Below are 11,392 nucleotides of genomic sequence, written 5' to 3'. Positions count from 1 at the left end.
GTCCCGGTGAAACCGGTCGTGCATGGTCATAGCCTGGGCCCGTGAACACGGAGGTGGACCAGGAGCCGCGCGTCATCACGGTTTTCCTCGTCGATGACCACGAGGTCGTGCTGCGCGGCGTGGCTGAGATGCTCAACGAAGAGCCCGACCTACGCGTGATCGGTCAGGCGTGCTCGGCGTCCGAGGCGTTGGTCCGCATCCCGGCCCTGCGGCCGGATGTGGCTGTGCTGGACGTCCGGCTCCCCGATGCCAGCGGTGTGGAGCTGTGCCGGAAGTTGCGTGCCGAACTCCCCGATCTGAAGTGCCTGATGTTGACGTCCTATGCCGACGAGCAGGCCATGATGGATGCGATCCTGTCCGGGGCCGCCGGTCACGTGCTCAAGGACATCAAGGGCGCGAAACTCCTGTCGGCGATCCGCACGGTCGGCTCAGGGGGCTCGCTGCTGGACAGCCGGGCCACCGCGGCGGTGCTCGCGCGGTTGCGTGCCAAAGCTGATCAGCCGGAGCCGCTGGCTGGGCTCACCGAGCAGGAGCGTGTCCTGCTCGGCCACATCGGGGAAGGGCTGACCAACCGGGAGATCGCCGCCCGGATGTTCCTGTCCGAGAAGACGGTGAAGAACTACGTGTCCCGCCTGCTGACCAAGCTGGGCAAGAACCGCACCCAGGCAGCGGTGCTGGCTGCCCGTCTGCAGGGCCAGTTGCAACGCACCGCGGAATGATCGGCACCGCCCTTCGGGGTCATCCCGTGCGGCCACCGCGAGCGGATGCGTACTCGTCCACCAGGACCACGTCCGCCACGCCCCGACGAGGTGTCGCGGGTACGGGTAAGCCGTAACCGATCCGCAGGACGGTCTGCGGCCACAGCCCGCCACCGATGAGCGCCCGCAGTTGTTCACGCGTGGCCGCTACCTCGACGACCTGGGACAACAACGATGCCGACAGCCCCGCGGCGGTGGCGGTCAACAGGACCCGTTGCATGGCCTGCCCAGCTTGCAGACGCGCAGCGGGCCCGTCCTGGAAGGATCCGAGGACAACGATCAACGGATCGACGTGCTCGCCGGGCGCCGCTCGACCGCCGCTGCAGTCCCGCAGGACCCACTCGTCCTGCGGTTCGGCCAGCGGCCCGCCGCACTGGGCAGGCACCCCGCCGGTCCGGGGCGTCCATTCGGCCCTGGACCGCGCATCGTCGAGTTGCCTGCGGTGTGCCTCGCGCACCAGCTCATGCAACGCGGACAACCGTGCCGGGTCGACGATGGCCAGCCATGCCCGCTCGGTCTCGGCGGCCATCTGGAGCTCCCTGCGCAGCGGAGCCGGGACGGGGACGGGGGCGAAGGGACGCCGGTTCGTGCGGTGCCGTGGGATCTCCGCCGCGAGCGCTCGGTCGATCGGCGCCACGGGGCGTGGACCCCCAGGGAGTACGACCGCCAGCAGGTCCGGCCGGGCCGGATCAGGGAAGGTGTGCACCTCGGGGTAGCGACCGAAGCTCCCGATCGCCAGTCGCAGGTTCATCAGAGCCGCCCCGCAGGCGAGCATCAGCTCCCGGCAGTCGCCGTCGGCCACCGGCGCCATCCGGGTGCGATCCGCGTGGAGCTCGATGCCGTGTGGCGTGCTGCGCACCAGCCAGGGCTGGCAGTTGCGCAACGAGGGGGCAGCCGTAGCCTGGAGCACGGCCGTTTCGACCTGGTCAGCCGTCAGACTGCCCACCCGAACGCTGCGAGCGTCCACCACACGTTCCTCCCTCGTCCTCGCGCGTCCTGCGTTCACTCTCCAGATCGCGGGCGTGGTCGGGAAAGTGCCCAACGTCACCAACCCGTGGTCCGCCGTCACCAGCTGACCTGGGCGACCTGCGCCCTGGTCAGTGCGTTGACGTGCGCATGCCACGATGGAGACCGGACAAGGCGGACCCTCAAAAGGGGGTAGCCCATGGACGGTAGGACGTGGGCGAGGCGCTGGTAAGGAAGTTGCACGTGGGAGCCGAGGAACGGCACGAGCTGGCGGAACACATCCGGGATCGCTCGGACGAGCTGATGGCGGCGATGCTCGCCGTCTCGGCCGGGCTGGAGCTGGATGCGACGCTGCGGCGGATCGTGCACGCCGCGGTCAACCTGGTCGACGCCCGCTACGGCGCGCTCGGCGTGCTTGGCCAGGACGCCAGGCTCGGCCGGTTCGTGTACGAAGGTATCGACGAGGCCACCCGAGAACGCATCGGATCGCCGCCCAGCGGTCTGGGACTGCTGGGTGCGGTGATCGACGGGGGCAAGGTGCTGCGTCTGGACGATCTGACGGCTCACCCGGCGTCGGTGGGCTTTCCGCCACACCACCCCCGGATGCGCACCTTCCTGGGCGTCCCGATCCGGGCACGCGGCGAGGTGTTCGGACGGCTCTACCTGGCGGACAAGCGCGGCGGTGGAAGTTTCACCGAGGACGACGAGGCCGTGGTGCAGGCGTTGGCCAGCGCCGCCAGCGTCGCCGTGGACAACGCGCGGCTGTTCGAGGAGGTCCGCCGTCGGGAACGGTTGCTGGAGGCCAGCGGCGAGGTGACCGCGAAGCTCCTGGGAGGCAGTGACCCGACTGATGCCCTGCACCTGATCGCCGGTCGTGCCCTGGAGCTGACCGACGCGGACTACGCGGTGATCGCAGTGCCGGAGGACCCTGAGGAGGACCCCGCGGAGATCACCGAGCTCGTCGTGACCGTGTGCGCCGGCCTGGAAGCCTGTGCCCTGACCGGCCAAAGAATCCCGATCACGCGTTCCACCGTTGGCCAGGTGTTCCACGAGCGGATCCCCCGCAACGTCCCCAGCCTCGAACTGGGCCACGGGGTGCAGTTCGGCCCCGCACTCGCGGTGCCGCTGCGCGCGGAGGAAAGGATCTCCGGCGTACTGCTGGCGGCGCGTGCGCTCGGGGCACTCGCCTTCGACGAGCATCAGCTCCTGGTCGTCTCCTTGTTCGCCGACCAGGCCGCGCTGGCCCTGCGGCAGGCCGAGGGGCAGGTCGCGCGGCGGGAACTCGATGTCCTGGCCGACCGCGACCGGATCGCCCGTGAGCTCCACGACCACGTCATCCAGCGGTTGTACGCGACCGGCCTGGCCATGCAGAGCACCCTCCGCCGGACGAAGTCCCCCGACATTGCCGACCGGTTGGACGAACACATCAACCAGGTGCACGAGGTGATCCAGGACGTCCGCACGGCGATCTTCGAGCTGCACACCAACACGCCACCCTCGGTCCGGCTACGCCCGAAGCTGCAGACCGTCATCAACGAGCTGACGGCCAACACCGCGATCAGCACGACGGTGAGCATGTCCGGGCCGCTCGACGTGCCCGTGACGCTCGCCGAACATGCCGAGGCGGTGGTCCGTGAAGCAGTCAGCAATGCAGTGCGCCACGCACAGGCGACCGAGTTGTCGATCACCGTCACTCTGGACGACGACCTGGTCATCGACGTCACCGACAACGGCATCGGCATCCCGGACTCGGTCGAGCGCAGCGGCCTGAGGAACATGGCCGAGCGAGCCGCCGACGCCGGAGGGCAGTGCACGGTGGAAAGTGTCGCGAGTGGCGGCACCCGGTTGCTGTGGTCGGCCCCCCTGCCCTGACGTCCCGCGTGCCGGTCTCAGGACCTCTGGAGCTTTCGTGTCTGACTATCAGTCCACAGTGGAAAATCCAACCGGGTACTGGGGTTGGTGCCGGCCGCGGGCTCCTGGGGGAAGTGAAGGGCCAGCGCCCGATCCTGGGGCTGGCGCTCCGACCGTCGGCGCGGGAGTCGGTCCGGCTGCGGGCGGGGTTGCCCACGCCGCACTGGACTGGGCCGGGGACTGCGGTGTCGGACTCGTCGACGACTGCCCGGCCGGGGGCACCGACCCGGTGGGGTCGACGGAACCCGACGACGTGCGTGGCGAACTGGTGTCGCTTCCGGTGCCGGTGTAGCTGGTGGCCGGGTTGACCTTGCCAGCACCATCCCCGCAATCCTGTCCGACATCGCACACGGATCTGAATTCCGGTTTCCCGCGCCCTTCCGTTCTGGGAATCGTGATCAGTGTTGCGCATTATCGTAGTAGTTGAACCTTCAAGACCCCGATTCGATCTGACGGTCAGTCGGTGTCGGTGATGGCGAGCAGCCACATCAGGCGCTGGTCGAGGTCGTAGATGATCCAGGTGCCGTTGAGCAGGCCGGGGAACCAGGCACACCACGGGTCTGATGTGCGGTAGACGGTGATGGCGGGGTGGTAGCGGTCGCCGACCAGGGCCGTGTACGCGCGCCTGGCAGTGTTCAGTGCGGCGCTGCTACGGGCGTTGCGGTCGGCAGGCGCGAGCTCGTCCGGTCTGGTGTATACGCCGCCGGCGTCGAGGTAGGTCGCCCATTCCCCAGGGAGTTGCAGCGGCCACACCTGGCTCCATCCGCGTGGCGATCGACCGGTGTGGGGGTTGTAGGTCAGCGGGTCGGTGATGTGGAACTGTGGTAGAGACTCACGCACGGCCGGACGCGTCAGTACCGCGCTCATCAGAGCCTGATCGTTCAACTGGCGGCGCGAGGCGAACCAGTCGAACACGGGGTGCTCGGCGATGTGGAACCCGGCGAGCTCGGCGCCGCCCTTGGTGCGCTCGGAGCGGAACCAGGACACCATCTCGGCGATCGAGTCGTCGCGGGGTACCGCAACAGCGTGGACGCGCAGCTCGCCTGGTAAGGCGGAAATCTGCTCAGCGGTTGGTCGTGACTGGAATGCGTTCACCGTGGATCAGTGTGGCATACCCGGAACACCCGGGTATGCCACAGGAGGTGATCACGGGCCGGGGATCGCTGCCGCGCAGCCGTCCCAGTCGGCGCTGTTCGGGCCGGTCGTGTATGCGGTGATGACGTCGCGATCGATCGTGTCCGTGATAACCACCACCGACAAACCGGGACCGTACTGGTAGTCCCATTCCAAGGAGTCCGGGCTGGAGCCAGGGGTTGGTGCTTCATCGGCTGCCAGTGCGGTGGAGTAACACTCCCCGAAGGTCACCGGATTGTTGATCGGGTGACCGGCGTGGATGTGGCGGGCACCGAAGACCTCGACGTTGCCGCACTTGAGCACGATGTCCTGCTGCGGCACGCCAGGTTTGGGGAACACGGTGGTGCGGTCGACCTCCTGTTCCGGTGAAATCGCTGGATTGGCGAGGCAGTCAGCGATCTGGCCGGGTGTCCTGACTCCAGCGCCCGAGGCCACAGGCTGCACCCCTGCACCGGGTGCCGCCGAAGCGCCTGCAGTGGCGAGCAACGGGAATACAGCGGCTACCAAAGCAGTGACCGTAATGCGAATTGATCTCATACGTCGGACTGTACTGAAGTTGATCAGCTCGCAGACAGCGGAAAACTACTCACCACGACCACGGGCATCACCCCACGGAGCTCTACCGCACGGACCGACTACCAAGTTCGCCTAAAATTGGGAGCCCTATCGCCGAGACCGACCACCAAGTTTGCTTAATGTTGGGGGTTTGTCACTTCCAAGTTCAGGCAAATTGGGAAGTCGGATCGGTGTCGGCGACCTCAGCGACCACGTCGGCAGCGGCCTGCAGCCAATGCGCCGCAGCCACCGACGCTGCCGTGGAATCGACCTCGCTGAACAACGCAACCTGCCCAACGGCTCCTCGTTGAGCATGACGTCGGCGGCGGCGACCTGCAGCGGAGAGGCGTCGGCTCGGGTCAACTGCACGGCCTGCCGAGCACGACCAGACAGCTCGCCACGCTCGGCCGACTCGACCGCGGCCAACTCCGCCTCGACATCAGCGACGATCTGATCAGTTTGTCGCACCATTCGACGCCCGAACGGCCGATCAACAGCTCGATCGACTGTGCCGTTGATCATGGTGTGCCTGTCACGCTGCGCTTTCTCAAACTCGCAATTGAGACCGACACCGGTTGGCATGAGCGAAACCTGGATGCCCAAGTACTGGGAATCGTTGGCCCCGTCAACACTGGGAAAAGCTCTTTGCTTGACTCGTGCATGTACTGCCTGGGGCGGGACGTCCCGTTCCGCAAGGCGATGCGCCGTCACGTGCGCGCCATTGAGCTGACCGCGCTTGTCGGGGACGAGGTCGTCCGCCTGCGCCGGGCTCAAGGCAGCCGCAAGAACCTCGTCGAAGTACGCGACCAAGCTGGGACGTTGCTGCAACGGCTACCGGTCCGGGCCACCGCCACCCACCCGGAGACCCTGTCGGACTGGCTGCTTGAGCTGCTCGGGCTGCGTGGTGGGTTCGCCGCCGTGCGGCTGGGCCGCAGTGCTTCCTCGCAGCTCGGATTCGACGATCTGCTGCGGTACCTGTATCTGCCGCAGGACTCGCTTGATCAGTTCATCCTCTTCCCGGATGGCCAGGATGATCGGCGACGGGCATTGTTCGAGCTGTTGTTTGGGTTGACCAATCCGGAATCGGAGAAGCTGCAGGGCGACATCCGTCGCGTCGAGGGGCAGATCCGCTCCGCCAGGACCAAGGTGCGGCGCTTCCAGGAGTTCCTGGCCGACTCCGAGGCCACCAACGCAGATGCCCTGGCGTCCGAGGTGGCGACGCTCACACGCCGCGAGGCAGATGCCGTCGCCCGGCTCACGCGCCTTCGAGCCGACGCTCGCGCAGCCGACACCGCCGGTGAGGACCTGCGCAGACAACTCGCCGCCGCACGGTCCGCAGCCGACGCGGCTGAGAAGCGGGTCGACGAGCACCGCGCCCACGTGCGCAGGGCCCGGCGGGCTCTCGCCGCGATCGACCACGAGCTCGCTGACCAACACCAAGCGACCGCGTCGGTTGAGCGCTGCCCGGCCTGCTCGGCCGACCTCGCCAAGCGACCGGTCGAACCGAACCACTGCGGCCTGTGCACCCAGCCGCTCGCCCCACTCGAACCGGCCGACGCTGCCCAACACCGCGCGGCCCGCGAGAACGCCTCCCAGGCCGTGGCCGAGGCTGAGGCTCGTGCCGAGCAGGCTCGTACCGAGGCCGAACAGGCCCAGGCCGAGGTGGCCCGGCTGCGTCAGGAGCTGGACCAACGCTCAGCCGCGGCGCTGGCACCGTTCACCGACGCCATCGCCCAAGCCACCGCTGATTTGGCGGCTATTCGGACCCGACTTGGGATGCTGCCCCGGTTACAGGAGCCGCATGAGCGGATCCGGGCCATGCAGGACGAAATCCTGGTGCTGCAGGACGAGTTGGACGAGCTGCACGCCCGCCGTGAGGAGTTCGATCCCCTCGTGGTCAACAAAGATCAGTTGTTCGCGACGCTGGACGGGGAGTTCCGCAAAGCCATCGGCGAACAGAAACTCCCCTGGTACGCCGGGCGAGCACGGCTGGACCCCAACACGTATCTGCCGGTGGTGGACGGCCAGTCGTTCCGCGATCTCGGAGGTGGCGTCAAGTGCGCGGTCGCCGTAGCCTACAGCGTCGCGCTGATGTCCTACGCCATCAGCTACGGGCCATGTGATCTACCGATGCTGCTGGTCATCGATTCCCCACGCAAGAACGTCGGCAACAACGTCGAAGATCGCGCGCTGGCCCACCGCATCTACCGCAACTTCCTCAACCAGATCGGCGCACGCGGAAGCATCACACGTTCCTTCCAGGTGATCCTGGCCGACAACGAAATGCCCGAGGACATCGCCGACCAGATCGAGGTCATCGACTTCGAGTATCCCCACGAGCCGTTCATCCCCGGCATCGCCGACCCGCACGGCGAGGACGACGACGAGATCGAACAGCGCTATGACGACGGCGAGCCCGACGGATGACGGCCAACAACCGAAACGGCCACCGCCCCCTGACACGTTCCGGTAACGAGACGGACGCAAGCGCTCACGATAGCGGCGCGGCGTCGCGATTCTGCACCCTCGGGGCCGAAACCGGCCCAAAAGAAGAACCCCAGGCCATCTGGCCTGGGGCTTTTGCTCCTCCGGCTGGACTCGAACCAGCAACCCTTCGGTTAACAGCCGAATGCTCTGCCAATTGAGCTACGGAGGAATGTTGTTGTCCCTGTCAGCCCTGTCGCGCTGACGTGGACTACTTTAGCGTATGCGCTCCGGGGCGTTCACGGGACCCCCCTGTTCTTGATCCGCGTTGCGTTTCCGCAGTTCAGCGGCGGTGTGCTACGACGAAGACGCGGCGGAACGGGAACCAGGTCACCCCGTCTTCGCGGGGCGGATACGCCTCCGCCAGCCTCGGCGCCAGTTCCGCTCGGAACCGTTGCCAGTCGGCGTCGTCGAGAACCGCCCGGACCGGACGCAGGGCCGTGCCCGTCACCCATTCCAGCACCGGGTTCTCGCCGTGGAGGGCGTGGAGGTAGGTCGTTTCCCAGGCGTCGACCTCCGCGCCGAGGTCCGCCAGCGCGTCCGCGTAGCCCAGCGGCGTCCGGACCGCGTCCGCGCGCAGGACGCCGCTCACCCGGTCCCGCCAGCGCGGGGCCGACGCGAGTTCCCGGATCACCACGTGGGACGGCGACTCGAAGTTGCCCGGGACCTGGAAGGCGAACCACGCTCCGGCCGGAAGCTGCGGCAGCCAGCTGCGCAGGAGGTCGACGTGCTCCGGCACCCACTGCAGGACCGCATTGCACAGCACCACGTCGGTGTCCGGTTGCGGCTTCCAGTCGCGGACGTCCGCCAGGCTCGCCGGGATGCCACGGTCACGCGCCGCCCGCACCATCTCCGGCGAGGCGTCGATGGCTTCGATGGCGGCCTCGGGCCAGCGGGCCGACAGCAGGGGCGTCAGGTTGCCCGCGCCGCACCCCAGATCCACTGCGCGGCGGGCGGTCTTCGCGCCGATCCTGGCCACCAGGTCGTGCGCCGGCCGGTCGCGGTGGTCACTGAAGGACAGGTACTTCTGCGGGTCCCACACGCCACACCTCCCTCAACAGTACGCTTGTACTGTATATGTGGCGCGGGATGCCGTCGAGCGTTCAGCCGCGGTCGGTTCCCCTGGCCTGCCGCAGCTTCTCCACCACGGTGGCCGCGAACTCCGCGACGACCTGCTCGTCCGTGCCGCGATCGGGCCGCACCTGCAGGACGATGCCGTCACGCCCCGGCACCCTGCGCTGCACGAACCACGCTCCTCCGCCTGGCAGTTCCCGGTGGTGGCGGGACCGGATCGAGCGCGTGACGCGCTCGTGCACGACGTCGGGCAGGCGGCCGGGCTCGGTCAGCGGCAACCGGACGCCCGGCCGGTCGCGCAGCAGGACCGCGCCGCCCGCCGTGCCGGTCTCCTCCGCCTCGACCACCGTGAGGACCCCGCCCTGCCAGGTCGCCTTGCTGATCAGATGCCAGCCGACGCGGCGCCCTTCGGCCAGCCACAGGCCGAGGTGGGTGGCGACCAGCGCTCCCTCGGACGTCCTGGCCACCGCCAGGACGTGCTCGTCCGGTTCCAGGGCACCGGGGAAGTCCGGCGGCACGTCCCCCGTGCCGCCCAGCCGCGCGACCAGCCGCCGCAGCCAGGAGATCACAGCGATCTCATCGCCTGTTCCAGCAGCGCCTTCCGGTAGCCCTCCAACGCGACCATGTCACCGAACAGCGCGTTGTACTCCTCGGGGTCCTCCAGCGGCGACATCCGCTGCACCCGCGACTTGATGTCCGCGATCTGCCTGCTGACCAGCCGCTCCTGCAGGCGGGCGATCACCGCCGCCACGTAGCGGGGGTCCTCTTCGGACTGCACCTCCAGCTGCTCCACCGAAAGCTCGGTGAGCAGGCTGCGCGCCACCTGGCTCTCGCACTGCTGCGACACCGCGTCCACCAGCGCCGCCCCGCCCAGACCGGACATCGTGCCGCCCGCGGACAGCAGCGCCCGGTGCAGCTCGGCGTAGACGGGTTCGGTGAACGCCTCCTCCGGCAGCGAGTCATACAGCGGCCCGGCCAGCGACGGCACCTGCAGGGCCGCCTTCAGCGCCTCCCGCTGCAGCCAGCGCGGATCGTGGCGTGGCGGGCGCTTCGGCAGGTCCATCTCCATGCCCAGCGGTTGCTGGGCCTCGTTCGGGCGGGATCTACGCCGCTGGCGCACCGGCGTGCCCGCGCTCTCGCGGACCCGGCGCACCACCTGGTTCTCGTCGTTCCAGCCCGCCCACCAGGCGAGCTTCGCGGCGTATCCGTCCCGGCTCGCCGGGTCCTTGATCTGGGCGACCAGCGGCACGGTGCGCTTCAACGCCGCCACCCGGCCGTCCACGGAATCCAGGTCGTACTCGGTGAGCAGGCTGCGGATGGCGAACTCGAACAGCGGTCGGCGCCGCGCCACCAGGTCGCGCACCGCCGCATCGCCCCGGGCCTCGCGCAGCTCGCACGGGTCCATGCCGTCCGGGGTGATCGCCACGTAGGTCTGCCCGGCGAACTGCTGCTCGCCGTCGAACGCCTTGAGTGCCGCCTTCTGCCCCGCCTCGTCGCCGTCGAAGGTGAAGATGACCTCGCCGCGGAAGGAGTCGTCGTCCATCATCAGGCGGCGCAGCACGGAGATGTGGTCGTCGCCGAACGCGGTGCCGCAGGACGCCACCGCCGTCGGCACCCCGGCCAGGTGCATGGCCATCACGTCGGTGTAGCCCTCGACCACCACCGCCTGCCGGCGCTTGGCGATCTCCCGCTTGGCCAGGTCGATACCGAACAGCACCTGCGACTTGTTGAAGATCGGGGTGGCCGCGGTGTTGACGTACTTCGCCTCGATCGGGTCGTCGTCGAACAGGCGTCGCGCCCCGAAGCCGACCACGTCACCGCTGAGGTCCTTCAGCGGCCACAGCAGCCGCCGGTGGAACCGGTCGATCGGCCCGCGCCGCCCCTCCCTGGACAACCCGCACCTGATCAACTCGTCGAGTTCGAACCCCTTGGACAGCAGCAGCTTCGTGAGTTTGTCCCAGCCCGCGGGGGCGAACCCGCAGCCGAACCGCGCGGCCGCCGCCTCGTCGAAACCCCGCTGTGCCAGGTACTCCCGAGCCTTGAGCGCCTCGGGCGAACGCAGCTGCTCGGCGTAGAACTCGGCCGCGATGCGGTGCGCCTCCACCATCCGCGCCCGGGTGCCGCGGTCGCGCTTCGGGCCCGGCGTGCCGCCCTCGTACCGCAGCTGGACGCCGACCCGGTCCGCCAGCTGCTCGACGGCCTCGACGAAGCCGATGTGCTCGATCTTCATCAGGAAGGCGATGACGTCGCCGCCCTCGCCGCAACCGAAGCAGTGGAAGGTGCCGTGGCTGGGCCGCACGTTGAACGACGGGGTCTTCTCGTCGTGGAACGGGCACAGGCCCTTCTGTGCGCCACCACCGGCGTTGCGCAGCGCGACGTACTCACCGACCACGTCGTCGATCCGGTTGCGTTCGCGCACCTCGGCGATGTCGCTCTCCCGGATCCTCCCTGCCACGCGTCCAGTCTAGGGGCACCGTGATCGTCAATGCCCGGGTGGCATGCCGGTGCGG

The 11,392-nt window shown here is 68.5% G+C and carries 9 protein-coding genes and 1 tRNA gene; 3 read left to right on the top strand and 7 right to left on the bottom strand.

The window, feature by feature from the left end; genetic code table 11:
* Positions 1–41 precede the first annotated feature (41 nt).
* On the top strand, positions 42–719 hold the full coding sequence (locus IEY17_RS08395) for a response regulator (protein ID WP_308423960.1): 678 nt from the start codon (positions 42–44) through the stop codon (positions 717–719).
* Between the two features lie 19 nt (positions 720–738).
* Here the strand turns inward: IEY17_RS08395 and IEY17_RS08390 are convergent, their stop codons facing one another.
* Positions 739–1,725 carry an Acg family FMN-binding oxidoreductase gene (locus IEY17_RS08390; RefSeq protein WP_229679946.1) on the bottom strand — a complete coding sequence of 329 codons (987 nt, stop codon included), beginning with the start codon at positions 1,723–1,725 and terminating at the stop codon, positions 739–741.
* A gap of 242 nt (positions 1,726–1,967) precedes the next feature.
* On the opposite strand from IEY17_RS08390, the gene IEY17_RS08385 reads away from it, so the two are divergent.
* Positions 1,968–3,596 carry a sensor histidine kinase gene (locus IEY17_RS08385; protein WP_229679945.1) on the top strand — a complete coding sequence of 543 codons (1,629 nt, stop codon included), beginning with the start codon at positions 1,968–1,970 and terminating at the stop codon, positions 3,594–3,596.
* A gap of 495 nt (positions 3,597–4,091) precedes the next feature.
* Here the strand turns inward: IEY17_RS08385 and IEY17_RS08380 are convergent, their stop codons facing one another.
* Positions 4,092–4,730, bottom strand: a complete 639-nt coding sequence (locus tag IEY17_RS08380) for a hypothetical protein (protein WP_188986741.1) — start codon at positions 4,728–4,730, stop codon at positions 4,092–4,094.
* Between the two features lie 51 nt (positions 4,731–4,781).
* Positions 4,782–5,204, bottom strand: coding sequence for a hypothetical protein (locus IEY17_RS08375; RefSeq protein WP_188986740.1), 423 nt, complete (start codon positions 5,202–5,204; stop codon positions 4,782–4,784).
* 579 nt (positions 5,205–5,783) lie between these two features.
* On the opposite strand from IEY17_RS08375, the gene IEY17_RS08370 reads away from it, so the two are divergent.
* A complete protein-coding gene (locus tag IEY17_RS08370; protein ID WP_229679944.1) occupies positions 5,784–7,751 on the top strand; it encodes a hypothetical protein in 1,968 nt (655 codons plus the stop codon).
* A gap of 156 nt (positions 7,752–7,907) precedes the next feature.
* Here the strand turns inward: IEY17_RS08370 and IEY17_RS08365 are convergent.
* The 4 genes from IEY17_RS08365 to dnaG form a co-directional block, all read right to left on the bottom strand.
* Positions 7,908–7,980: transfer RNA gene (locus IEY17_RS08365), tRNA-Asn, on the bottom strand.
* 111 nt (positions 7,981–8,091) lie between these two features.
* Complete coding sequence (locus IEY17_RS08360) at positions 8,092–8,850, bottom strand: trans-aconitate 2-methyltransferase (RefSeq protein WP_188986738.1); 759 nt, start codon at positions 8,848–8,850, stop codon at positions 8,092–8,094.
* Positions 8,851–8,911: 61 nt separating this feature from the next.
* A complete protein-coding gene (locus tag IEY17_RS08355; RefSeq protein WP_188986737.1) occupies positions 8,912–9,451 on the bottom strand; it encodes a hypothetical protein in 540 nt (179 codons plus the stop codon).
* Positions 9,448–11,337 (bottom strand): DNA primase, encoded by a 1,890-nt coding sequence (gene dnaG / locus IEY17_RS08350; protein WP_188986736.1) that lies wholly within the window; start codon positions 11,335–11,337, stop codon positions 9,448–9,450. The genes IEY17_RS08355 and dnaG overlap by 4 nt, the downstream gene beginning before the upstream one ends.
* Positions 11,338–11,392: the final 55 nt, after the last annotated feature.

It is taken from the genome of Saccharopolyspora thermophila (genome assembly GCF_014646075.1).
Classification (GTDB): domain Bacteria; phylum Actinomycetota; class Actinomycetes; order Mycobacteriales; family Pseudonocardiaceae; genus Saccharopolyspora; species Saccharopolyspora thermophila.
Note: the sequence above shows the minus strand (reverse complement) of the source record. Positions and strands in the feature narration are given on the sequence as shown.